Here is a 23400-nt window from a genome sequence, read left to right on the forward strand (position 1 = left end):
TATTTCCCCTTACCAAAAGGATTTCAGGAAAAATCTATAAGAGATAGGTATTATAAGAATCACATGTCTAAATCCTCCAAAATTTCGGCGATCCGCGCCCGCGAAATCATGGATTCCAGAGGAAATCCTACGGTAGAAGTAGATGTTAAACTGGAAGACGGCTCATTCGGTAGAGCTGCCGTCCCTTCCGGAGCCTCCACGGGAGAATACGAAGCAGTAGAATTGAGAGACGGAGACAAATCCCGTTATTTAGGCAAAGGTGTCCTGAAAGCAGTTGAGAATGTAAATGTAAAGATCAAAGACGTTCTGATTGGTGAAGATGCTTTAGACCAAAACAGAATTGATTCCCTGATGTTGGATAAGGACGGAACCAAAAACAAATCCAAATTAGGCGCAAACGCAATCCTTGGAACTTCCCTCGCAGTAGCAAAAGCGGCAGCTTCTCATACTGGACTTCCACTTTACAGATACATAGGTGGGAATTTCGCAAAAGAACTTCCAGTTCCAATGATGAATATCATCAACGGTGGAGCTCACGCAGACAATAACGTAGATTTCCAAGAATTTATGATACTCCCTGTAGGAGTAAATAGTTTCCGCGAAGCTTTAAGAGTTGGGGCAGAAGTTTTCCATAGCCTTAAGTCAGTTCTTAAATCCAAAAAATTAAATACTGCAGTCGGAGATGAGGGTGGATTCGCACCTGACCTGGCAAGCAACCTGGAAGGATTAGAAGTCATTCTCCAAGCTATCGAAAAAGCGGGTTATAAGCCTGAGAAAGACGTATTATTAGGTCTGGATGCTGCTTCTTCCGAGTTTTTCGACAAAACCAAGAAAAAGTACGTTCTGGGCGGAGAAGGAAATAAAGAGTTCTCTAGCGCAGAATTGGTAGAATACTATTCAAATCTAGTCTCAAAGTATCCGATCATTACTATTGAAGACGGTCTGGATGAGAACGACTGGGAAGGTTGGAAACTTCTAAGCGAGAAATTGGGTAAGAAGATCCAACTCGTAGGTGATGATCTATTCGTTACCAATATAGAAAAACTTTCTCAGGGAATTTCCCAAAAAGTGGGTAATTCCATCCTGATCAAAGTGAACCAAATCGGAAGTTTATCCGAAACATTGGCGTCCATCGATATGGCTAAAAAAGCCAAATATACGAATGTGATCAGCCATAGATCCGGAGAAACTGAGGACGTAACTATTTCGCATATCGCGGTAGGTACGAACGCGGGCCAGATCAAAACTGGTTCCCTTTCCAGGACCGATAGGATCGCTAAATATAACGAACTTTTGAGGATCGAAGAAGAATTAGGTTCTTCTGCGGTTTACAAAGGGAGAAATACATTCTATAATCTTTAAACTTCTATGGGCATGAATTTGGCGAACAAACTGTTTATACTTTTGCTCTTCCTTTCCGGAATGTTTTACTTCACGGTACTAGGAGAGTCAGGTTTGGTCGTACGATCTACCCTAGAAACCAGTCTTTCCAGCCTTCGTTTGGATGTGGAAAGACTGGAGTATGAGAATAGACAATTAGAAGAAAGGCAAAAACTTCTACGCGATGATAAAGTTGCGTTGGAAAAAGAAGCTAGAAAGTATTATCTTCTCTCCGAAAACGCACAAATTATCAAATTTAGGGAGCCAGAACCAAAAGCGGAGAATCGTCCGGTCCTTGCCTCCCGTCTAATTGCTTTAAGAGCGGACCGTGATATGCCGGTCCCTCCGATCCAGTTGCTTCGCTTTTTTTACGTTTCCTTTGTAGCTTTCGTATTTATTGGAGTTTTCAGGAAATTACGGAGGAAGAAACTGGAAGAACGAACCGCTGCTTAAGGGAGCCAGAATGTCTGAGACAGAAAAAATATCCGAAGTAATCGAAGAATTAGCCGGTAGCAAAATTTCCAAAAAGTTCATCGACCATAGAAAAATTTTTTTATGGGGTGCGGTTACTGATGAATCCGCAAAAGACATCGTAGGCAAACTACTCTATCTGGAAATGGCGGATCCAGGAAAAGAAATTACATTCTATATCAATAGCCCAGGTGGAGTTGTTACTTCCGGACTTACTATCTTCGACACAATGAAGATGATTACTTCTCCAGTTCATACAGTTTGTATGGGACTTGCTGCTTCCATGGGATCTGTTCTTTTAGCTGCCGGTGTAAAAGGAAAAAGATCTATTTGGCCTAATGGTAAGGTTATGATCCACCAACCAAGCATCGGTGGACAAATCGTAGCTCCAGCAACGGACCTACAGATCCATGCAGAAGAGATCCTAAAAACTAGAGCAAGATTGAATCAAATACTTGCAGAAGCTTGTGGTCATCCTGTTGAAAAATTAGAAGAAGATACAGACAGAGACTATTATATGGACGCAGAAGAAGCGATCAAGTACGGGATCGTAGATACTCTTGCGACTAAAATCGAATTCCCTAAACAAAATTAAGGTACTAATTTTGTCTGGTCCCTCTTCCTTAGAAGAAACCGTTCGCTCCTTTCTGGAAACAATCCCGGAAGGAGCTCCTTCTTCAGATAAAGAAATGCCTTCCCTATTTTTAGAATTCTCTGAGTTATTATTCGAGAATCCAGAACATACTTCTGAAAAAATTTTAATCTCCGATCTGGGAGGTTTCGAGCTGGATGAGTTCTTAAATTTTTATTTGGAAGATATGTTTCCGGATGATTCAAAGATCAGAGAGAAGGGAAAAGTTTTCTTAAAAAAATTCAGAAAGTTCTTAGATAAAAAATTCCCTTTAAAAAAGGAACAAGAAGAAGAGTGGAAAGAGTTTTTTAAAGAAAACGAGATCCGTTGATCTATGGAAACTTCTCATTTTCGACCTAAAAGATTCGTTTCAGGCAAACACGCTCAAACTATTTATAATACTCTTTTTCCTCCTGAAAATTCACTTAGGACTTCTTATTATTGCGAAGACATTCTTCTTACAGTAAGCGGAGAATCTGGTGATAAACTTTGGTTAGAACATAACCCTCCTGTTTCTTCTTATCGTAAGAGCGCTATTCCATCCAATGGATCTTATATACTCATGATCCATGGAATGGAAGGTGATTCAGAAAGTTCTTATCTAATATCTCTCGCTACTTCTGCTTTAGAAAGAGGATATGGAGTCATCCGTATGAATCTACGAAATTGTGGAAGAGGAAGAGGATTCGCTCGTAAATCGTATTACGCAGGCCAGTCTGAAGATCTACAAGATGTTATAGATTATATCCATGAATATCTTAACAAAAAGATCTTCGTTTCAGGATTTTCTCTCTCAGCAAATTTGGTCCTAAAATTTTTTGGAGAATCCAGAAACCATAAGTCACTCGGATTTTCAGCTGTTTCCCCTCCTCTGGATCTTGCCAAAAATTGTGATTTTATAGATTCACTTTCAGGAAGATTTTATAGAAATCATTTTATCAGTAGTTTTAAGAAGAAGATCAAAGAAGGCATTTTAGACCTAACTCCTTTACAGTTAGAAAATTCCAAAAAAGTAAAAACATTTTTCGACTTCGATGATATGATCACCGCTCCTTCTTTCGGATATCCGAGTGCAATGGAATATTATAAAAAGAACTCTTGTATCAATTATATACAATCCATCACATCTCCAGGAATTCTAATCCATGCAGAAGATGATCCTGTGGTCCCTTTATTCGAGTGGAATTCGATCAATTGGTCCAAACTTCCGAACCTAAAAACTATTTTGACCAAACAAGGAGGCCATGTTGGATTTGTGACTGATTCCAAACCTGACCTTCCGGATGGTCGCTGGCTTACTAAAATTCTGCTGGATTATTTCGATTCAAAATTATAATCTGCTGACTGAAACTAGCCTATACAAGTGAATTCTAAACAAATATCTTCCAAACCCAAAAAACCTCTTCCAGCTTCTTTCTTTATAGTGGTTTCCTATGAAAATGAAGAGGCCTATTATCGTTTGAAAGAAAAAGCAGAAGACACATTCTCTCAGGCCTTATACGAATCTAAACCACTTCCTAAATGGACCCATCAATTTGAGAATTTTTTAGATTCTCCTATCGGAAGATTTACTCGTATCCTTTCTTTAAAGCGTAGGATTTCCAGAGAAGAACTTCCTAGCCTCCAAAAAGAATGTATTAAATTCCAAACTTCTCTGCGAAAATCAGATGAATCTATTAGAATATTGCCTGGTTATTTGACTCCTTATAATTTGGTTTTAGCTTCTTTGGAAGAAGATCTACATAGGATCTATATGTTCCATGGAGTATTCGCTGAGATCATCTATACTTACCAGGGGCAAAAATGGATCCCTCAAAGTTCTTCTTCTGAATTTTTTAAACATCCTGAAGTTCTATACTTTTTTACTAATTTACGAGAATCTTATGTTAGCTCTTTGGAAAAACGTTAAACTAATATCTTTATCCCTAATTGTATTCGCTGCCTGCGAACCTACTGTTCTTTCCGTTAGTAATGTGGAACTTTGTGACTATTTTACAAGAGATGGAGTATGCAGAGAACCTTCTCCATTGAATAAAAAATACTCAGTGGATATCCCGAATATAAAAAAGCCAAACACATGGGAAGAATTAGGGAATTATTTGTATTTCCATGCTCGTGAAACTCCAGGTTTTGTCCTCAGAATGAATCGTAAAATGAGTCCTGAAGAAAGAAAACAGATCCAAGAAACTTATTTTGCAATGTATGAATTTGCAGGTGTAAAAGGTAAAATGGAAGGTTTTGAAATTGGAGAAGATTGGATCGGTTCTTTTAATTACCTAGGCTCTATGGTAAAGGAAAAACAAAAAAAGGAAAATCGTTTAGGCCAATACCCTTACGAGACTTCTATCTTTCCGACAGATTTAGAATTTACCTGGTCTGCGAAGGGAATTAAAGGTAGCACTAAGACAAAAATTGATTTTGTTTACCATGTTCTTCCCGCAGAAAAAACTCCTTAAAGTTTTTCCGGAAGGATATTTCAGTTTTTTTAATATGTTTCGAAAATCTGGGCCGGATTTAGGAAAATCTGGCCTATACTTAAATCTAAAGTAAAATACGCAAATACTCCCAGGACAACAGCAGAAACAACTGGTATCAAAAGATTATCATCTACGATCCCATTCCAATACGTCCCACTGTAAAGCTCAGTTACGGCAGCTGCAATCACTGCCGGCAAAACTAAAATTATATTCTGCCAAAATTCTCCGGAAGAAAATTGGTAGATCCCAAATTCTCTAGTGCCGGACTGAACCACATAAATAAACCAAAGTCCTACAATTGTAGAAGATAGAATGAATGCTAAGATCCCTTCTTTGGATTTTCCATTTGAAAATCTATTCTTTCCAAAATGAGTTCCAACCCAAGCAGCCATTGGATCTCCGATCACTAAGAATAATAAGGAAAGAATTGCGATATCAGGAGGAAAGAAAAACACAACTAACGTGATAGAAAGAAAATAAGGGAAGGTTCCGTTTATCCTGGACTTCTCTTCTTCTTTTAATAAAGGACCTGCGAACTTTACAAATACTGTTTGAACAATTGGAATATGGAATCTTGCCCATTCGAGTAAAACCAAAAGTCCAAGACATAGGATCAGTAAAACTGTGATGATTGCTCGGGTTGCATACACTAACAAAAATTGTCCGTGAAATACATCGAAATAATAGAAGGCAGGAATGATCAGACCAAGTAAATGCCAGGCCTTTCTAAAATAATTAAAAGAAGTTTTTTCAGATTTCATTTTCTATTTCCGAGATTCCATCTTAGATCTGAGAATATCAACGTTTAGATGCCATCTTTAAGGCGGCCTCTTCGTCGTTTGCGATTAGGAAAAATCCACTCAAGCCTGCCATTTTAAAAACATTGATCACGGCTTTGGAGATATTTACAAGGACGAGTTTGTTCTTACTGGAAAAACTGGATTGGCTTACTTCCTTTAAGGCCTGGACCCCAGTAGAGGATACCAAATGTACGTCTTCCATATCCATGATGACCGGTCCCTGGCGAACTGCCAAGGAAAGCACATCCTTAAATTTTTTCTCCGTAAAGGAGTTGATAGAACCCTGCAATTTCAGAACTTGAACGCTGTCTATCTTTTCCGTTGAGATGATAATCTCGTTCAGGATCATATCGGTTCGATTCGTCAAGATACCGTAATTTCATAATAGATACAAATGGTTTTTCTATTCTTCACCTCAGCTTATCTGTTTTTCAAAACCTATGGATTTCCATTCTCCGGTTCCTTGGTGCTTTGTCTTACGATCGCATTTTCCCAGTTCCATTCTTCTAAAACACTTAGACCCAATCTAAGTTTTTTACTTTTTCCTGCCTCTATATGTGCACTTTCCTTCTGGGATGGAACATCTGCCGAATTCATTTTGGATCTGGTCTCTTTGAGTCTTGCAGGATTGATCTCTTCTGGGGGGTTTTCTTTTTTAGGAAGTCGTTCCCCAGCATTTAAGGAGACTTTAGGGATCTTAATATTAGCAGGCTCATGTATCCTTTCCTTTTCCAGAAGGGAACTTTCTCCTTTTTTAATACCTGCACTTTCCTTATTTCTAATTTTATCCATTCCGAAACAGGTTCGTATTATTATTTTAGGACTTTGTGTTTTACTTTCAGGAATTTGGATCTTATATCAGCCGGCTCCTCTTGGTTTAGAACCATCCTTATTCAAATCAGTATTGTTATTTTTAGGAATGATCTGGGTCATCTGGAAAGGAAAGAAGGACCTTCTTAGCAGTCTCTTATTTTCTACCTTCTTCCTTCTTATATGCCTATCCAAACCGGGAGAAGAGTTGATGATCCTCACTTGCGGACTCTTTTTTTCCTACTTGCAAGAAGCAGCATGGGGCCTAGACTCAGGAACTGAAGTTTAAAGTTCCAGGTCTTATTCCATGAAAATTAAAGTGGCTCATCTTTTACGCAAAACGGAAGAAATAGATCGGGACCTGACCGAACTAGGCAAGATCAAGGATAGAATTGCAGCAGACCGGGATTATTCCGAATCTTTAAAAGTATCTATTGGAGCAGAGATGGATAAGCTATCTTCTCAAAAACAAGAGATGCTTTCTATGAAGACAAAGGAAACTCCTTCCGATTGGAATTCTTCTGGACTACCTTCAGGCGTTAGGGCAGCCGAAGGACTTTACCAAGATAACGAAAAACGCCTAACTCGCGAAATATCCGTTGAAATCCAAGGTAAGAAGCAGCAACCTGCCCGAAAGACCATCCATAAATACTAGTCTTTTCGAGATCCGAAAAGAACAGGTTATATAAAACAACATGAACAAAAAAATAATCGTACTCTCCTTCCTGGCGGCATTACTCTTTCAGTGTAATTCAGACTCGGAAGCATTAGCCTCTTTCAAAGGTGGCACAGTTACCAGAAAAGAACTCAGGAACTTCTACCAATTAAATACAGGCGGACGCAAACCAGAGCCGAATCATCCAACCAAAGAAGAACAAACTCAACTTCTAGAAACTCTAGGTCTTTTCAAATTGATCTCTTTGTACAATACAGAAAAGAAACTTGTATCCGAAGATGAATTAGCAGTTTTTCTAAAATATTCTAAACCTCAGATGGCTGCTTCTTTCCTACAAAGAAATTTAGCGGAGAAGTTAGAACAAACTGGTAAATTAAAATTCGGTTTCGTAAGAGCAATCGCGGTTTTCTCTATGGATCCTAAAGAGGAAGCGGTTACCAAACAAAGAGCGGAGAGTATTTTCGAAGGTATCCAAAAACTTTCCGGAAAAAAAGAAATCATCCAATATGTAGTAGATCATACTGATCAACCTGCTTACAAAGCGGTGGGTGGATTATTAGAACCACAATGTTTAAATTGTGGAAATGATCCTAACCTTGCTCTTTACCAAGAGGCTGCTCAGAACGAAGGAAAGTGGATCTTAAAAGAGATCGAAGACCAACTTCCTCCAGGAGCAGATCCTAAAACTCCTAGAAGGAAAAAATTCCTGATCTTAAGAGTAGAAAGAGTAGAAACAATCTACGCTTCAAGAGTTGGAAAATTTTTCTCTAAAGAATTTGGAAAACTAAGAAGTCTTGCTAAAAAATATATTGAGACACCGGAACTCCCAGACCAAATCAAAGCAGATGTAAAACGTAATTATCTGGATCTGAAAATAGACGAAATTGCTCCTCGTTACGAAGACTTCATGAAAAAAAGATTTTTGTTTAGCGCAGTTAGCGAACAAGAAGAACAATTAGTGAAAAATGCTGGTTTCGAAAAAGCGGTTATCACTCAAGATAATCTGAACACTTTCAATCATGATTCCGTTCTGTTGACCAATACCAAAACGGGTGAAACTGTTAAGTTCAAAGATGTTTTGAATGAGTTGGAACAATTAGCAAAACAGAGCGGTCTTGATTCTTCTAAACTAGATGATAAGGCGAATGTGCTCCAATTTTTCAGACAACAATATGTTTGGTATAAGATAGCCGGTCAGTCTACTGAATTGAAAGAAGCTTTAGAATCTAAGGATTTCCAAGATATGTTCAATGTAATGAAATTATATATTGTTCAACCATTGGTATTCAAAAGAGAACTTCCTAGTGATGTAACAGTTTCAGAAGCTGAAATGAGAGAGCAGTATGAAGCTGCCAAAATGTTCTCTTACTCTAAAGCAAATCCTAACAATCCTCAAGACAGGATCCCTATGCCTTACGGAGAAGTTAGAGAAAAAATCAAAGAAGATTTGACCCGAGCTAAAAAACAAAACTATGTTAGAGAACTTACTCAAAAGCTAAAAACAGATTACCAATTCATTCTGGATTCAAGCAGATTGAAAGAAGGTAAGATCTAATCGTATAACTCTTGTTTACGATAGCTTAGTATCCCTGTTCAGTAGTCCGAAGTATAAAGGCCCATAACCTTTTCGGACTACTGACCGCGTTCTACAATTTCCTAGAAAGTCTAACGGCCTTTTTTTATTGAATAAGACTTCAAATGCTTGATTCTTATTCTTATCTCTCTTAGTATTAGCCGACTTTGGAAAAAATTTCTATACTTAAGTGCCTGTTGGGCACGATGGAAATTTATTCTTGAGGCAAAGTAAGGTCGTTTTAAAACGGTTAAAAAGGGGAAAAGAATGAACAACCACATCTATATGCTCCGTAAAAAACGGGGAATCAAGCAATATGATATGGCAAGGGCTCTGGGTGTATCCCCTAGCTACCTTTCCAAAATTGAAACCGGAAGCCAAGCTCCTACTGAAAAATTCAGACAGGCTTGCGCTAAATATTTGAAAACGACATTAGATAAACTGTTCAACGAAAGTCCGGTAGAAGAGGTTTATCCTGAATTCAGCCAAGGACTTACCAATAAACTCTGGGCAAAACGCAGAGAATTGGGCATCAAACAATATGATATGGCTAAAAAATTAAAGGTCTCAACTCCTTTCCTTTCTAAAGTGGAGTTAGGACTATTAGAGCCGCCTGAAGATTTCAAGAGCATGGCTTCTAAAGTTTTAAAAATGAAAAAAGAGGAATTATTTCTACATAAAGTAGAATTCTAAATCGAACACGGGAGGTTAAACTCCCGTAAGCAATACAGCACATTCTTTTCCCTTACTATGTGCTGTCTTAGTGAAACCCCAGGTTGTGATAAACCCGGGGTTTTTTATTTTCAGACTACTTCACAGAGACTGAACTGCCGGAATAATCCAAGACGATACTCTGCCCTTCTTTGAATTCACCCTTCAGTATAAAATTACTGAGAGCGTTTCCAATTTCCCTTTGGACTAGTCTTTTCAAAGGTCTTGCTCCGTATTCAGGATCAAAACCAGCCTGCACTATATGTTTTTTTAATGCAGGAGTGAAACTAACTGTAAGTCCATTCTCCGCTGCTTTTTTAGCCATGATCTGCAATTGTAGTTCTGCGATCTTAGCGATCATTGACTCATCTACAGACTTGAATAGGATCACTTCATCCAAACGGTTCAAGAACTCAGGTTTGAAATGTTTTTTCAATCTTTGGTCTACCATTCTTTCTTTTTCTTCTTCCGAATATTCTGTAGAACTTAAAATCTCAGAACCAATATTAGAAGTGAGAATGATGACTGTATTCTTAAAGTCTACATTTCTTCCTTTAGAGTCAGTCAATCTACCCTCATCTAATATCTGTAAGAAGATATTGAATACTTCAGGATGAGCCTTCTCCACCTCGTCGAATAAGAGCACGGAATAAGGTCTGCGTCTTACTGCTTCTGTTAATTGCCCACCTTCATCATGACCTATATAACCAGGAGGAGCTCCTATCAATCTGGATACTGAATGAGCTTCCATATACTCACTCATGTCAATTCGAAGCATTGCATTCACATCATCGAATAAGAACTCGGACAATGCTTTTGCAGTTTCCGTTTTACCCACACCTGTAGGTCCCAAGAATAAGAATGTACCGATAGGACGATTTGGATCTGCGATACCTGCTCTGGATCTACGGATCGCTTCGGACAATAATTCCAAAGCATGATCCTGGCCGATCACCTTGATCTTAAGTGAATCTTCCATTTTGAGAAGTTTTGCCTTCTCTCCTTGGAGCATTTTAGATACAGGAATCCCAGTCCAACGAGAAACTATATTCGCTATATCTTCCTCATCTACTTCTTCTTTTAGAAGTCTTCCCGGACCGGAGATTTTTTTGAGTTCCGCGTTTGCCTTCTCCATTTCTTTGGAGAGTTCTATTAATTTTCCGTAACGAATTTCTGCGACTCTATTGATCTCTCCCCTTCTTTCTGCTTCTGCTTCGAGGACTTTGTATTTATCCGTTTCTTCTTTGATTTCCTTAATTTTGGAAATTTTAGATTTTTCAAGATCCCAACGAGCTTTCAGATTTCTGAATAGTTCTTCCTGCTCAGAAAGTTCTTTTCCAATATTCTCCACTCTTTGTTTGGAAGCTGGATCCGTTTCTCTTTTAAGAGCCTCTTTTTCGATCTTCAAAGACTGGATCTTTTTACTTAGTTTGTCCAATTCTTCCGGCATAGAATCCATTTCTATCCTCATCTTGGAACTTGCCTCGTCTATTAGATCCACTGCCTTATCCGGAAGAAAACGATCCGCTATATAACGATTCGATAAACTAGCCGCAGCAACGATCGCGGAATCCAATATTTTGATCCCGTGATGTAATTCGTATCTATCTTTTAAACCACGCAGAATAGTAACCGTTTCTTCCACACTTGGTTCTTTTACATAAACAGGTTGGAACCTTCTTTCTAAGGCTGCGTCCTTTTCTATATACTTTTGGTATTCCTTTAAGGTGGTTGCACCTATACAACGAAGTTCTCCACGTGCAAGCATCGGTTTCAGCATATTAGAAGCATCCATTGCTCCTTCTTGCGCGCCTGCCCCCACAAGTGTATGGATCTCATCTATAAATAGTATAATATTTCCATCACTATGTTTTACTTCGTCGAGGGTGGCTTTCAGTCTTTCTTCAAATTCCCCCCGATACTTTGCACCAGCGATCATTGCTCCCAGATCCAGAGCATAGATGGTCTTAGTCTTAATTCCTTCTGGAACTTCTCCTTGTATGATCTTACCTGCGAGCCCTTCTACAATTGCAGTTTTACCCACACCAGGTTCACCGATTAGGACTGGGTTATTTTTGGTCCTGCGAGAAAGTACTTGGATGGTCCTTCTGATCTCCTCGTCCCTTCCAATGACTGGGTCCAGCTTACCTAGTTTAGCCAGCTCATTTAGATTTTTTGCATATTTATTCAAGGCATCTGCCTTGTTTTCCGGAGTATCATCCATGATGGGTTGTCCTTTTCTAAGTTCTAATACTGCTTTTAATAATTTAGGGTAATCGAGTCCTAATCGATTGAATTCTTGGCGAAGTGAAGAAATACCATTCTTCAAAAATGCTAAGAGAACATGATCTGTAGAAAGATATTCATCCTTCAGCTCTGCCCGAACTTTGTCGGAAGATTGTAGGAGTGAAATAGACGCTCTGGAGAATCCCTTCTCCGAGTGACCTTCTACCCTTGGAAGTTTTATGATCGCTTCTTCTGTCTTGCGTCGGAAGTCAGACAGATTCAAACCTAGCTTAGAAAACAAAGGAGGAGCAAACCCATCTCCTTGGCCTAGGATCTGAGCAATGATATGTTCCTCTTGTATCTCTGGGTTCTTATCGTAAGAGCTTTGAGCACCTGAAAGCGCTTCATTCAATTTTAATGTGATCTTATCTAGTTTCATTTTTGTACGAATCCATTCTGTATTCGAGTTGGTACTTAGACTGAGCCGGCAGTCATATTTCTCCAAATTTCTGCCAGAAAGTCAGAGGAGATTTTCACCCTATTATGTCCCGTTTTTTTCCATTTTCAAATCCGAATTCGTTTTGACAAGGGAGACTATTTTACTGGGATTATAGAGCATCACATGTCTAAAGAATCGCCCAAGGAAAGTTGGAAATCCCGCACTGGACTCATATTAACCGTTGCCTCTGGAGCAATCGGACTCGGAAATTTCCTCCGATTTCCGGGGCAGGCAGTGCAGAATGGAGGAGGAGCTTTCCTTCTCCCCTATATCATCAGTTTTATCCTAGTTGGGATCCCAGTCTGCATCACTGAATGGGTGATGGGAAGAATGGGTGGAGAACAAGGTCATAGTTTTCCGAATCTATTCCGTGCCTATCTTTCCGGTGTTCCTCTTAGACTGCTTGGAGCGATTGGAGTTACAATTCCTCTATTGATATATGTCTATTATGTTTTTGTAGAAGCATGGTGCCTTGCCTACGCTTTCGATTTTGTAACTGGAAGTATCAGTTTAAATTCAGGAAATGGTGACCTGAATTCTCTCATCCAAAATTCTTCCAATCATTTCCATACATTGGTGGGTGCAAAAGAAAATGGAAGTGCTGTGCAAGGTAAAATTTTTTATGCCACACTCGCTTGTTTTCTAATGAACTTTATTCTAGTATATAGAGGGATCGCAAAAGGACTGGAAGTATTCGCCAAGATCGCAGTTCCTTCTATGTTAATCTGTTCGGTTATCGTTCTTGTCAGAGTATTAACTTTAGATAATATAGAACTTGGACTCGCACAAATGTGGAATCCGGATTGGTCTGCATTAGGAGAAGCAAAGGTTTGGATCTCTGCTGCAGGCCAGATATTCTTTACTTTATCCGCAGGTTTTGGCATCGCTTTAGTATTCTCGAGTTACTTAAAAAAAGAAAATGATGTGATCTTATCTTCCGTTTCCGCAGCTTCTTTAAATGAATTTGTAGAAGTTGCATTCGGTGGGATGATCACGATCCCTGTCGCATTTTTGTTCTTAGGACTTTCAGCTACTTCTTTTGGAACATTCGGAATGGGGTTTATTGCACTTCCTTCTGTGTTTGCGCTAATGCCTGGAGGTTCATTCTTTGGAGCAATCTGGTATTTTGTATTATTCTTAGCCGCACTCACCTCTTCTGTAACAATGTTACAACCAGTGATCGTATTTCTGGAAGAAGCTTTTCATATCAGAAGAAGGACTTCCAGTTTTATACTTTTCCTTTTCACATTTGGACTTTCTTTCCCGATTTTGTATTTTAATAAAAACTTCAATGCACTGGACCAAGCTGATTTTTGGGTAGGAACAGTTTTAATTTATATATTGGCAACATTGCAGATCGTAATTTTCGGCTGGGTGATTGGAGCGAAAAAAGGTTTGGAAGAAGGTCATAAGGGTGCACAGGCCCAACTTCCTAAATTTTTCTGGTGGGTGATCCAATATATAACACCTGCATTTTTGCTGATCGTATTTGGAATGTTTCTCTACCAAAACCTGGGATCTTATATCAATAAGATGGATGTGGATTGGATGATCGCAAATGCAGCACAAGGAACAGATCCTGAAGAAGCAAAATTCCAAGCATTGATCTCTCGTTATGTATTTTTGGCAATTATTGCTGTATTTGGACTCGTATATCTACTTGTTCATCTCAGCTTTAAAGGCAAAGAAGAATCAAAAAACAAATCCACGAACAAAGTGCTACCAATCTTTTTGGGAAGTTTTATACTGATACTAGCTTTCTTTATGAATGTCTTTCCTTACAAAGAAACCGCTTCTATCAAGAAAGCATTCGGGTCAGTTTCTCCTGAATTAACCTTGGATGGAACTCTTATCATGTGGACCTCTTTAGGTTTAGTAACCCTTCTATCCTTATATTGTGTGATCAAACTTTTCCGAACCAGGGAAGCGTGAGTGTTTTGAGTAGAGTAGAAGAACAATTCAAAAAACTTTCCAAACTCTGGCCTGATTTCGAATCCAGATCGGGTCAGATCCAAATGGCAAATAGTGTAGAACAAGCATTTGCAAGCTCAGAACATCTGATCGTAGAAGCAGGAACTGGTGTAGGAAAATCATTAGCGTATCTGATCCCCGCAGCAATCAGCGCATTAGAAGGAGAAGAGATCGTAGTCATCTCCACGGAAACAAAAGCTCTCCAAGACCAGTTGATCCGAAAAGATATACCTCTTGTTTCTCAAATTTTGGGACAAGAAGTGAAGGCTGAAATTGCGATGGGAGCTTCTAATTACGTTTGTAAAAGAAAATTAGGAAATGTTCTCACACAAGGAACCTTCGGCCCTGAGATGATGGAACATCTAAATTCTTTTAAAGATTGGGTTTCTAATTCAGAATCGGGAAGAAGGCAAGAATACGATGGATACGCCTCTCCTGATTTTTGGTCCAAGGTAACAAGAGAAGCAGATTCATGCTTAGGAAGAAGTTGCCCTAACTTCTCCCATTCTTTTTATTTTTTAGAAAGAGCTAAATGGCAAAAATCAAATTTACTGATCGTAAACCATTCTTTACTCGCAGCTCATATAGCATCTGATTTTAATATTCTTCCAGATTTCAAAAAGATAGTAGTGGATGAGGCTCATAATTTTCCGGAAGTTTTAGGAAATGCATTCAGAATAGAATTATCCTCATTAGAGATCCAGAAACTATTACAAGGTGTTTGGAATTCCCAGAAAAAATCTGGCTTAGGCGCAAGACTCAATTCTCCTAAGATCAATGATCTAACAAATCTTGCAGGAGAAAAACTTTTCCTTTGTTTTAATAAAGTAGTGGGAGAACTTCCTCTTAACTTTTACGGTTCCCAGAGAATTCGCAGGCCATTAAAAATGGACGGCGGAGAATTAGAAGCCGCATTAGATTCTTTGCAAGAAGCACTTCTGATTGAATTGAAAAAATATTCTAAAGATAGTGATGAGATAGAAGAAAAAGAGATTGCGATGGAGATAGAAATGTCTTCAGGACGTATAGGTCAAATCGCAGAAGGTTTACATCTTTTCCGCACAATGGATGAGGGAGAAAGAGTATATTGGGCGGATCCTCCGAATACAAAAACAAAGGAGATGTTCCCTAAACTTCTGACCCAACCATTAAAATCTGAAACAATCCTTCGAGAAGTTCTAGAACCAAGAACTGAAAGTATGGTATTTACTTCTGCTACACTTTCTACTAATAAAGGTGATCTAAGTTATTTTGCAGATCGGATCGGAAGATTACCTTCTCGTTCTAAACTTGTAGCATCTCCTTTTCCTTATGAAAAAAATGCACTTTTGTTTTTGCCTAAAGATATTAAGGACGCAACTGAATCTGCAGAAAGAAATGCTGCAGACCTTTCTCGTTATATCTTAAAACTGATCGAACTCACAAAAGGTGGAGCATTCGTTTTATTTACTTCTAATAAATCATTGAATGAAATTATAGAAACGATCCGGCCTCTTACCGATCTTCCAATCATTTCTCAATTAGAGATGGGACCGGAAGCAGCAAAAAATAGATTTTTAGCAGAAAAGGATGCGGTCCTTTTTGGTGTATCTTCCTTCTGGCAGGGAGTGGACATCAGAGGTGATAAACTCAGATCCGTAATTCTGACTAAACTTCCTTTCCAACCGCCGAATGATCCAGTTCTTGAGGCAAGAAGTGAGAAGTTAAAAGAGAAAGGTGGAAATCCTTTTAAAGATCTACAACTTCCTTACGCAACCACAGTATTGAAACAAGGTTTTGGAAGATTGATCCGTTCAGAAAAAGATACTGGAATTGTAAGTTTACTCGATTCCCGTATATGGACAAAGTCTTATGGCACGGATCTAATTAATGCTCTTCCTCCTGCAAAACGGATCTCTGAATGGAATCAATTAAAATTAGAATATTCTAAACTTCCTAATTATTCTTCCGGAGAAGCAGTATGAAACGTAAAGCCCTCGTATTCTTTTTAATCTCTGGAATTTCTCTTTTTGCATGGGAGTCCAAGGACAAAACAGAAACGATCGTAAATTGGAGAACAGGAGAGATCAGTAAAACTGTAGAAGTTAAACTTCCTAAAATTTCATTCCACCCGGATGATCCAGACTATAATAAGATCGGAACCGCAAAAAATATTACGGAAGCCAGAAACATCGCCAAAGAAACTGCAAAAGAAGAAATTAAAAAATATTTATATAGAAGTATGGAAAATTTAAAATTGGATTCCAATCTTCTACTCCGCGAAAAAATAGCACAAGACGAATCCTTTCGAGAAATATTCCAAGAGATCTATGAGAAGGAACCGATCGAGATCCATAACCAGTTCAAAGGAAATGATTTAGTTGCTACAGGTATTCTTTCACTAAAAGGGAAAAAAGGAATTCTATCTCATATCACTTTACCCTATTCTTCTGAAAATTTTCCGGAAGCTCATCCGATCCATAACCCTGCAGACTCATATACAGGACTTATAGTAGATGCAAGACATCTAGAAGTTGTGCCTGCCTTATTTTCAGAGATCAGAGATGAGGATGGAGTCGGGATCTATTCTCCATTATTCGTTAAAAAAAGTTCCATAGTGAATTACGGATATATTCGTTATTTTTCTAAAGTACAAGATGCAATGAAGGAAGAAGTCGCGGGTTATAAACCTCTTTTGACTACTGCGCTAGGTGTTTCTGGAAAATTAGGAGCTGACCTTGTGATCTCCAACGAGGACGCGGAGAAGGTCTTGGCCTCCCCTAAATCCAGGGAGGCTCTTTTGAAAGGGAGGGTTATCGTGATTCTAGGGAAACGAGAGAAGTAAATACCTCTTCTGCCTTTTTATAAGACTCAGAGAATAAATACGCATATCCCAGATCTAAGAGTTCAGTTCTAGAAAGTTCTTTTTTCCTAGCTTCGTATTTAGAGATATTTTTAATCCTATCTGAATACTCAGTCACCTTATCTTCGAAAGAAGGGATCTCGCCTGCACCTGGAAGTTTTTCCAGAATATTACAAGCCTCTTCAAATCTTCCAATATGAACAAAACATAATCCTAAAGCAGCCAGAACATCTCTGTCTTCTTTTAGGCTTTCTGAATTTTCTTTAAATACTTTAAGAGCTTCTTCAAACTTTCTTAAATGATATAAGGAGAAGAATTCCAGTTTGGAAAAATATCCGTCGGTCCAAAGAGCTTTATATCTTTGGATCAGATCAGCACATGCTTTGTGGGCTCCCACTTCTTCGCATGCTTTGATCCCTGTGGTTAAGATAGAATATGATACTAGACTGGAAGATGCCTTGAAGTATTCGTGAAATAATACTGCGGCCTCTTTTGCATTTCCTTTTGCTTTATGCAGATAAGCACCAAGCAAAGGTGTTAGGACCGTTTTTCCTTCTAAAGGAAAATTATTGGCAGTATTCGTTTCCGTTTCGAATTCGCAAACAGCTCTTAAATGATTTAAGAACATGTTTTTCGGATTCTTCTCCGCTAATTTGGATACTTCCTCGTACGCTCCTGTTTCAAAGAGTTCCCAAGCGGACTCTTCTAAGGAAAGCTGTGTGGAAAGGGCGGAACTTTTAGCCATACGATACCTCTATTTCTGGTATCGGTAATATCTGAATTTTTTACCGGTTTTTTTTTGCGTAAGTAAACCGGTTTCGCACAGAGAACGCGGAGTTCACAGAGTTTAAAAAGTAAAAAACAGCCTCTGTGTTCTTTGCGAACTCTGCGCGAAATAGTCCTTAAGGGTACAATCTTTCCATCATACGAGGATAAGGGATACATTCTCGAACATGCTGTAGTCCACAGATCCAAGCGACCAGTCTTTCTGTTCCAAGCCCAAAACCGGAATGAGGAACGGAGCCATATTTTCGAAGCTCCAAATACCATTCATAGGATTCTACTGGCAGGTTTTCTTCCTGGAGGCGTTTAGTTATGGTTTCGTAATTTTCTTCCCTTTCGGAGCCGCCTATGATCTCCCCCACTCCATCCGGAGCGATCAAGTCCGCGTTAAGCACTGTTCTTGGATCTTCTGGGTTGACCTTCATATAGAATGCTTTTGCTTCTCTTGGATATTTTTGGATAAAAACAGGTCCGCCGAATTTTTGGCAAAGCATCTGTTCTCTTTCTGAATTGATATCATCTCCCCAGGTGATATCTTCTCCTTGGGATTGCAGGTATTCTAAAGCTTCTTTATAATCGATAAGAGCAAATGGTTTAGAAATATAATCGAGTAATGGAGAAAGATCTCTTTCCAAAACTTTCAATTCGGGCCCGCAGACAGCTATAGTTTCTTTGATGACCGTTTTTACAAAATCTTCCTGCAATTTTAGATTTTCTGCATGTGTTAAAAATGCGGTTTCTGCTTCTACCATCCAGAATTCTGTTAAATGCCTTCTGGTTTTGCTCTTCTCCGCTCTGAATGTTGGGCCATAACAATAAACCTTATTATGAGCAAATATTGCAGTTTCTAAATATAATTGTCCCGTTTGAGCCAGGTATGCATTTCCAAGATCAAAATATTCTGTAGAGAATAATGTTCCTGCAGATTCTCCAATGGAGCCTGTTAAGATAGGAGTATCTATCAAAGTGAATTGATTACTATGGAAATATTTTCTGATCTGGTAAGAGAGTTCACTTCTGACTTTTATGATCGCAAGCTGCTTACTGGACCTTAACCAAAGGTGTCTTTGGGAAAGTAGGAAGTCTATTCCATGTTCTTTGGGAGTGATCGGATAATTATCTGATTCTCCCACCTTCTTGAAAGAAGAAAGCACAAGTTCAAATCCAATGGGAGACTTTTCATTCTCCACTAATTTGCCGATTACCTCGACTGAAGTTTCTTGTTTTAGGTGTTTGATCTCTGAAAACAGATCTTCTCCCAAAATTTCTTTTTCTGCGAGTACCTGTAATATCTTTCCTGAATTTCTCAGACTTAAAAATTGTCTGGCGTTAGATCCTCTCAAACCGTGGACCCAACCTTGGATACGTACGGTTTGGTTTACATGTTCCGGCAAACGATTTAGGTCAATGGTAGAAACTTCGGACATGATCCTATTTTAAGCATTCTACCCGACTGAAAAGGATTATTTTCGGATGACATCGGGACCGGAAGCTAAATCCTGAACCCATGACTGCGATTTTACTGGATGGCAAAAAACTTTCCCAAAAGATAAAAGATTCTATCGCCGAAGAGATCAAAACTCTTACGGCTTCCGGAAAAAAGCCCCCGAAACTCGCAACAATCCTGGTCGGTAGCGATCCGGCTTCTGCCACTTACGTAAATATGAAAGTCAAGTCCTGCCACGCAGTGGGAATGATCTCCGAAAAAATCGAACTTCCTGAAACTACGACCACTCAGGAATTACTCGCGGTCATTGATAAGCTGAATGCGGATCCGGACACCCACGGAATTCTTCTGCAACATCCTACCCCTCCTCAAATAGACGAAAGAGCGGCATTCGATCGGATTGATTTGAAGAAGGATGTGGACGGAGTTACTACATTATCCTTCGGGAAATTGTCCATGGGAGTGGAAACCTATCTTCCTTGCACTCCGTATGGTATGGTCCTTCTTCTAAAAGAATACGGGATTGATCCTGCGGGAAAAAGAGCCGTGGTTGTAGGACGTTCTCCTATTTTGGGAAAACCTATGGCGATGCTTCTGACAGAAATGAACGCAACTGTTACTCTATGTCATTCCAGAACCCAAAACCTACCTGAAATCGTGGCACAAGCTGATATCGTTGTGGGTGCTGTGGGAAAACCTGAATTTATCAAAGCGGATTGGATCAAACCGGGAGCGGTATTATTGGATGCCGGTTATAATGCAGGAAACGTAGGAGATATCGAAATTTCCAAGGCATGGGAAAAATCCTCTCATTATACTCCTGTTCCGGGAGGTGTAGGACCTATGACAATTTCAGTCCTTCTTCTCCAGACATTGTATTCTGCAAAAGATCACTTTACACCCCCGTTGAAATGAAAACGATGTATCTCTGATGGCTATCAGTTTCGACGAGTGCTTCCAGACTTATCCTCCCTTCTCACCTCCAGCGGATTTGGACGATTTTTGGGCGGAGTCGATCCGAGAACTCAAAGGATTTCCGGTTAAAAACCAAACCAAGGCCCTGCTCAAAGGGACCATTTTAAAAGAAACCATCTACGATATTTCTTTCCAATCTTATGGAAACGCTACTCTTACCGGCAGTTTGGTGATCCCAAGAAAAAGAGGGGATCTTCCTGTTCTTGTCTATTTCCACGATTATGCAAAAGATAGACCTCAAATTATCAAAGGTCTGACAGAAGCTGGAGTTGCACAACTGATCCTAGACGTTAGAGGCCATGGCACTCAACTCATCCGTCCAGTTTTGAAAGAAGGAGAAATTCCTGACCCGGATTGGACCCCAGGATATTACAGAAAAGGATTAGAAGCTAAAGAATCCTTCTTCTTAAAAGCAAATTACTTAGATGTGATCCGCACGATCGAATTTTTAAGACTTACTGATGGGATTGATGGAGATAAGATCATCCTAGCTGGAAAAGGTATCGGTGCTTCTATGGCATTATTCGGTGCTGCCAATTCTCCAAGAGTAAAAGCACTTATATTAGAAACTCCTAATTTTTGCCATGTGGACGATACTCAATTGAAATTGGGGACAAGCTGGTCTAAAGAAGTTTCAGAACAAATTGCAAATGCAAAATCCAAAAAAGCTCAGGTCAAAAAGAACCTTTCTTATTTTGATAGTTTGAATTTTTCCAAGAAGATCAAGATCCCTACTCTGGTTTCAGTCGGGATGGACGATAAGGTTTCTCATCCTAAGTCCGTCTTTGCATTATTCAATCATTTAGTCTGCGACAAAAGGATGCAAGTATATCCTACGGAAGGTAACGAAGCAGGTATCGCAGGGGACAAACAGAATTTGGCCAATTTGGAATTCTCGAAAGAGATCCTGTTCCCTGAATGAAAGAAATCCGTTTCCATAATTCTCTTAGCGGAAACAAAGAAGTATTTCGTCCGGAGTTTCCAGACAGAGTCAGAGTATATTCCTGCGGACCTACAGTTTATAATTTTGCTCACCTCGGAAATTTACGCGCGTTCTTATTCGTAGATTTGCTTAGACGTGCCTTAGTCGCATTCGGTTATAAACCGGATATGACAATGAACATCACCGATATCGATGATAAGATCATCCGTGAATCCTTGGCACAAGGAAAAGAGATCAGAGAATTTACAGAACCTTGGGTAAAAGCATTCCAAGAAGATTTAGAATCTCTGAATATTCAAAAATTAGAACATTATCCTAGAGCGACTGATTCTATTCCTTCTATGGTGGAGATCATAAAACATCTCCAAAATCAAGGTTTAGTCTATGAAAAAGACGGAAGTTTGTATTATTCCATCTCCAAATTTAAGAATTATGGAAAACTTTCCAAAATTGATGTAAGCGGGATGAAAACCGGTACTCGTTACGATACTGACGAATACGATAAAGACGATGTAAGAGACTTCGTTCTTTGGAAATTCCCGAAACAAGACAACGAACCTTCTTGGGAGACTGAAATAGGTTCCGGAAGACCTGGCTGGCATTTAGAATGTTCGGCAATGGTGCGTGACGTGTATGGTTCCGGAGTGGATATCCATACCGGAGGAGTGGATCTTACCTTCCCCCACCATGAAAATGAAATTGCACAAAGTGAAGGCGCTTATCCAGAAGAATCATTCGTAAAGTATTGGCTGCATTCTGAACATCTACTCGTAAACGGAGAAAAGATGGCCAAGTCCAAGGGAAACTTTTTTACCCTGAGAGATTTGGTAAAAGAAGGAGCGGAACCCAAGAATATCCGATTCCTCCTACTTTCTGCACATTACAGAAGTAAATTAAACTTCACAAAAGAAAGATTAGAAGAAGCTTCACAGTCAGTTTCTAAGATCCAAAACTGTATCAATCGATTATTAGATGAATTATCTAAGTCCGGGAAAACATTCCAAGTACAAGGGAAAGTAGATATAGCTGTATGGGACGAATTTTTAGAAAGTCTTGCAGATGATCTAAACATATCTAAATTTTTGGCTTCTGTTTTTGAATTGGTTAAAGATTCAAATCAATACTTGGATCAAAATTCTTCAGCTGAAAATGAGATCACCAAAAGACTAGAATTATTTTACAAAATAGATTCCATCTTAGGAGTTTTAAGTTTCGAAAGAAAGGTAGAAGTTTTAGATTCTGAGATAGATGAATTAGTAAGACAAAGACAAGAAGCCCGCAAAAACAAAAACTTTGCAGAATCAGACAGACTCAGAGATAAATTGAACGAGTTAGGAATTATAATCGAAGACACAAAAGAAGGTCTTCGCTGGAAAAGAAAATGAGCCGCCAGGAATATATCTACGGAAGAAGAAATATCCGAGAAATTCTGGAACGACATCTCGAAAAAGGTTCCGAACTTTCCTTCCAAGAAATTTGGCTAACTTCTGGAGCCAAAAAAGAATTAGAAGAAATTCTTTCCGAATTAGGAGACAAACTTCTAATCAAAGAAGCGTCCCCGAGTAAGTTAGATAAAATGGCTCCCGGTGTGAATCACCAGGGTGTGCTTGCACTTAGAATACAACTACATTCCGGAGATAAAAAATCATTCGATTCTCACCTGGAAAATTGTAAGGGACCAATCCTGGTTTTGGATCGTATCCAAGATCCTGGTAACCTGGGAAATATTTTAAGAACGGCAGAATGTTTCGGAGTAGAAACAGTTCTTATTCCAGATAGAGATTCCTCAGGTATCACGCCTGCAGTGGAAAAAGTAGCTTCAGGTGCACTCGCCTATTTAAATGTTTTTAAAGTAGGAAACCTCGCACAAATATTAGAAAAATTGCAAAAACGAAATTTTTGGGTCGTTTCTACTTCCGACAAAGGAACAGAAGATTGGTCCAAAATTCCAGCTTGGGAAGAACTCGTGATCCTAATGGGAAATGAAGGAGAAGGTCTGAAAAGGATTCTAATGGAGAAATCGGATTTTACAGTCCGCATCCCACTTCATGGTCATATCTCCTCTTTAAATGTGACAGTCGCCACAGGCATCGTATTAGATCGTTTAAAAAACCGACCGAAGTAAATCTATTCAAACATTTATTTCCTTTCCGTTACGATAGAAAGAAGAGCCTATATCAAATTC

The 23400-nt window shown here is 39.1% G+C and carries 23 protein-coding genes; 18 read left to right on the top strand and 5 right to left on the bottom strand.

The features are described from left to right. Positions 1–63: 63 nt before the first annotated feature. From eno to lcpA, 7 genes are read left to right on the top strand one after another with little or no spacing between them, the layout of a single operon-like run. A complete protein-coding gene (eno, locus tag EHQ52_RS01690) occupies positions 64–1362 on the top strand; it encodes a phosphopyruvate hydratase (RefSeq protein ID WP_135613558.1) in 1299 nt (432 codons plus the stop codon). 6 nt (positions 1363–1368) lie between these two features. Next, positions 1369–1833, top strand: a complete 465-nt coding sequence (locus EHQ52_RS01695) for an FtsB family cell division protein (RefSeq protein WP_208653432.1) — start codon at positions 1369–1371, stop codon at positions 1831–1833. A 10-nt stretch (positions 1834–1843) separates the two neighbouring features. Beyond that, a complete protein-coding gene (locus EHQ52_RS01700) occupies positions 1844–2446 on the top strand; it encodes a ClpP family protease (protein WP_135613559.1) in 603 nt (200 codons plus the stop codon). A gap of 10 nt (positions 2447–2456) precedes the next feature. Then, on the top strand, positions 2457–2813 hold the full coding sequence (locus EHQ52_RS01705; protein WP_135613560.1) for a hypothetical protein: 357 nt from the start codon (positions 2457–2459) through the stop codon (positions 2811–2813). A 3-nt stretch (positions 2814–2816) separates the two neighbouring features. After that, complete coding sequence (locus tag EHQ52_RS01710) at positions 2817–3818, top strand: YheT family hydrolase (protein ID WP_135613561.1); 1002 nt, start codon at positions 2817–2819, stop codon at positions 3816–3818. Between the two features lie 27 nt (positions 3819–3845). Then, a complete protein-coding gene (locus tag EHQ52_RS01715; protein ID WP_135613562.1) occupies positions 3846–4391 on the top strand; it encodes a DUF4416 family protein in 546 nt (181 codons plus the stop codon). Next, positions 4366–4938, top strand: coding sequence for a complement regulator-acquiring protein LcpA (gene lcpA / locus EHQ52_RS01720; protein ID WP_135613563.1), 573 nt, complete (start codon positions 4366–4368; stop codon positions 4936–4938). Before EHQ52_RS01715 ends, lcpA begins: the two co-directional genes overlap by 26 nt. A 29-nt stretch (positions 4939–4967) precedes the next feature. Here lcpA and EHQ52_RS01725 read toward each other — a convergent pair whose 3' ends face one another. Continuing rightward, entirely contained in the window at positions 4968–5720 is a 753-nt protein-coding gene (locus EHQ52_RS01725) for a diacylglycerol/polyprenol kinase family protein (protein WP_135613564.1), read from the bottom strand. Between the two features lie 37 nt (positions 5721–5757). After that, a complete protein-coding gene (locus EHQ52_RS01730; protein ID WP_008590048.1) occupies positions 5758–6108 on the bottom strand; it encodes an STAS domain-containing protein in 351 nt (116 codons plus the stop codon). A 45-nt stretch (positions 6109–6153) separates the two neighbouring features. Between EHQ52_RS01730 and EHQ52_RS01735 the strand changes: the two genes are divergently transcribed. From EHQ52_RS01735 to EHQ52_RS01750, 4 genes are all read left to right on the top strand, one after another. Then, positions 6154–6858 (top strand): hypothetical protein, encoded by a 705-nt coding sequence (locus EHQ52_RS01735; RefSeq protein ID WP_135613565.1) that lies wholly within the window; start codon positions 6154–6156, stop codon positions 6856–6858. Between the two features lie 18 nt (positions 6859–6876). Further along, positions 6877–7224 (top strand): hypothetical protein, encoded by a 348-nt coding sequence (locus EHQ52_RS01740; RefSeq protein WP_135613566.1) that lies wholly within the window; start codon positions 6877–6879, stop codon positions 7222–7224. A gap of 40 nt (positions 7225–7264) precedes the next feature. Then, positions 7265–8800, top strand: coding sequence for an LIC12015 family putative lipoprotein (locus EHQ52_RS20005; RefSeq protein ID WP_167492150.1), 1536 nt, complete (start codon positions 7265–7267; stop codon positions 8798–8800). A gap of 303 nt (positions 8801–9103) precedes the next feature. Further along, positions 9104–9511 (top strand): helix-turn-helix domain-containing protein, encoded by a 408-nt coding sequence (locus tag EHQ52_RS01750; RefSeq protein ID WP_010515694.1) that lies wholly within the window; start codon positions 9104–9106, stop codon positions 9509–9511. A gap of 115 nt (positions 9512–9626) precedes the next feature. Here EHQ52_RS01750 and clpB read toward each other — a convergent pair whose 3' ends face one another. Continuing rightward, a complete protein-coding gene (gene clpB, locus EHQ52_RS01755) occupies positions 9627–12194 on the bottom strand; it encodes an ATP-dependent chaperone ClpB (RefSeq protein ID WP_135613567.1) in 2568 nt (855 codons plus the stop codon). Positions 12195–12377: 183 nt separating this feature from the next. Here clpB and EHQ52_RS01760 point away from each other — a divergent pair, with 183 nt between their 5' ends. The 3 genes from EHQ52_RS01760 to EHQ52_RS01770 are packed head-to-tail and all read left to right on the top strand — an operon-like array spanning position 12378 to position 17049. Further along, positions 12378–14186 (top strand): sodium-dependent transporter, encoded by a 1809-nt coding sequence (locus tag EHQ52_RS01760; RefSeq protein ID WP_135613568.1) that lies wholly within the window; start codon positions 12378–12380, stop codon positions 14184–14186. 5 nt (positions 14187–14191) lie between these two features. After that, positions 14192–16189: an ATP-dependent DNA helicase gene (locus EHQ52_RS01765; protein ID WP_135613569.1), complete on the top strand. Its 1998-nt coding sequence runs from the start codon at positions 14192–14194 to the stop codon at positions 16187–16189. Then, positions 16186–17049, top strand: a complete 864-nt coding sequence (locus EHQ52_RS01770) for a hypothetical protein (protein WP_135613570.1) — start codon at positions 16186–16188, stop codon at positions 17047–17049. Before EHQ52_RS01765 ends, EHQ52_RS01770 begins: the two co-directional genes overlap by 4 nt. Here the strand turns inward: EHQ52_RS01770 and EHQ52_RS01775 are convergent. Continuing rightward, positions 17018–17812: a tetratricopeptide repeat protein gene (locus tag EHQ52_RS01775; RefSeq protein ID WP_135613571.1), complete on the bottom strand. Its 795-nt coding sequence runs from the start codon at positions 17810–17812 to the stop codon at positions 17018–17020. The two genes, EHQ52_RS01770 and EHQ52_RS01775, sit on opposite strands and share 32 nt — an antisense overlap. Positions 17813–17969: 157 nt before the next feature. Then, the gene (asnS, locus tag EHQ52_RS01780; RefSeq protein WP_135613572.1) at positions 17970–19277 is read right to left on the bottom strand and encodes an asparagine--tRNA ligase; all 1308 of its coding nucleotides are present in this window, start codon (positions 19275–19277) and stop codon (positions 17970–17972) included. 80 nt (positions 19278–19357) lie between these two features. On the opposite strand from asnS, the gene folD reads away from it, so the two are divergent. The 4 genes from folD to rlmB are packed head-to-tail and all read left to right on the top strand — an operon-like array spanning position 19358 to position 23340. Further along, positions 19358–20212, top strand: a complete 855-nt coding sequence (gene folD / locus EHQ52_RS01785) for a bifunctional methylenetetrahydrofolate dehydrogenase/methenyltetrahydrofolate cyclohydrolase FolD (protein ID WP_135613573.1) — start codon at positions 19358–19360, stop codon at positions 20210–20212. Between the two features lie 16 nt (positions 20213–20228). Further along, complete coding sequence (locus tag EHQ52_RS01790) at positions 20229–21194, top strand: acetylxylan esterase (protein WP_135613574.1); 966 nt, start codon at positions 20229–20231, stop codon at positions 21192–21194. Continuing rightward, positions 21191–22600 carry a cysteine--tRNA ligase gene (cysS, locus tag EHQ52_RS01795; RefSeq protein ID WP_135613575.1) on the top strand — a complete coding sequence of 470 codons (1410 nt, stop codon included), beginning with the start codon at positions 21191–21193 and terminating at the stop codon, positions 22598–22600. The genes EHQ52_RS01790 and cysS overlap by 4 nt, the downstream gene beginning before the upstream one ends. Beyond that, positions 22597–23340 carry a 23S rRNA (guanosine(2251)-2'-O)-methyltransferase RlmB gene (rlmB, locus tag EHQ52_RS01800; protein WP_135613576.1) on the top strand — a complete coding sequence of 248 codons (744 nt, stop codon included), beginning with the start codon at positions 22597–22599 and terminating at the stop codon, positions 23338–23340. The genes cysS and rlmB overlap by 4 nt, the downstream gene beginning before the upstream one ends. Positions 23341–23400: the final 60 nt, after the last annotated feature.

Origin of the sequence: Leptospira koniambonensis (genome assembly GCF_004769555.1) — a bacterium.
Classification (GTDB): domain Bacteria; phylum Spirochaetota; class Leptospiria; order Leptospirales; family Leptospiraceae; genus Leptospira_B; species Leptospira_B koniambonensis.

Excerpts from the sequence above, each read along its gene's own strand:
- eno (WP_135613558.1), top strand. The coding sequence starts at position 64 with ATGTCTAAATCCTCCAAAATTTCGGCGATCCGCGCCCGCGAAATCATG.
- EHQ52_RS01695 (WP_208653432.1), top strand. The coding sequence starts at position 1,369 with ATGGGCATGAATTTGGCGAACAAACTGTTTATACTTTTGCTCTTCCTT.
- EHQ52_RS01700 (WP_135613559.1), top strand. The coding sequence starts at position 1,844 with ATGTCTGAGACAGAAAAAATATCCGAAGTAATCGAAGAATTAGCCGGT.
- EHQ52_RS01710 (WP_135613561.1), top strand. The coding sequence starts at position 2,817 with ATGGAAACTTCTCATTTTCGACCTAAAAGATTCGTTTCAGGCAAACAC.
- lcpA (WP_135613563.1), top strand. The coding sequence starts at position 4,366 with ATGTTAGCTCTTTGGAAAAACGTTAAACTAATATCTTTATCCCTAATT.
- EHQ52_RS01725 (WP_135613564.1), bottom strand. The coding sequence starts at position 5,720 with ATGAAATCTGAAAAAACTTCTTTTAATTATTTTAGAAAGGCCTGGCAT.
- EHQ52_RS01730 (WP_008590048.1), bottom strand. The coding sequence starts at position 6,108 with ATGATCCTGAACGAGATTATCATCTCAACGGAAAAGATAGACAGCGTT.
- EHQ52_RS01735 (WP_135613565.1), top strand. The coding sequence starts at position 6,154 with ATGGTTTTTCTATTCTTCACCTCAGCTTATCTGTTTTTCAAAACCTAT.
- EHQ52_RS01740 (WP_135613566.1), top strand. The coding sequence starts at position 6,877 with ATGAAAATTAAAGTGGCTCATCTTTTACGCAAAACGGAAGAAATAGAT.
- EHQ52_RS20005 (WP_167492150.1), top strand. The coding sequence starts at position 7,265 with ATGAACAAAAAAATAATCGTACTCTCCTTCCTGGCGGCATTACTCTTT.
- EHQ52_RS01750 (WP_010515694.1), top strand. The coding sequence starts at position 9,104 with ATGCTCCGTAAAAAACGGGGAATCAAGCAATATGATATGGCAAGGGCT.
- clpB (WP_135613567.1), bottom strand. The coding sequence starts at position 12,194 with ATGAAACTAGATAAGATCACATTAAAATTGAATGAAGCGCTTTCAGGT.
- EHQ52_RS01760 (WP_135613568.1), top strand. The coding sequence starts at position 12,378 with ATGTCTAAAGAATCGCCCAAGGAAAGTTGGAAATCCCGCACTGGACTC.
- EHQ52_RS01770 (WP_135613570.1), top strand. The coding sequence starts at position 16,186 with ATGAAACGTAAAGCCCTCGTATTCTTTTTAATCTCTGGAATTTCTCTT.
- EHQ52_RS01775 (WP_135613571.1), bottom strand. The coding sequence starts at position 17,812 with ATGGCTAAAAGTTCCGCCCTTTCCACACAGCTTTCCTTAGAAGAGTCC.
- asnS (WP_135613572.1), bottom strand. The coding sequence starts at position 19,277 with ATGTCCGAAGTTTCTACCATTGACCTAAATCGTTTGCCGGAACATGTA.
- folD (WP_135613573.1), top strand. The coding sequence starts at position 19,358 with ATGACTGCGATTTTACTGGATGGCAAAAAACTTTCCCAAAAGATAAAA.
- EHQ52_RS01790 (WP_135613574.1), top strand. The coding sequence starts at position 20,229 with ATGGCTATCAGTTTCGACGAGTGCTTCCAGACTTATCCTCCCTTCTCA.
- cysS (WP_135613575.1), top strand. The coding sequence starts at position 21,191 with ATGAAAGAAATCCGTTTCCATAATTCTCTTAGCGGAAACAAAGAAGTA.
- rlmB (WP_135613576.1), top strand. The coding sequence starts at position 22,597 with ATGAGCCGCCAGGAATATATCTACGGAAGAAGAAATATCCGAGAAATT.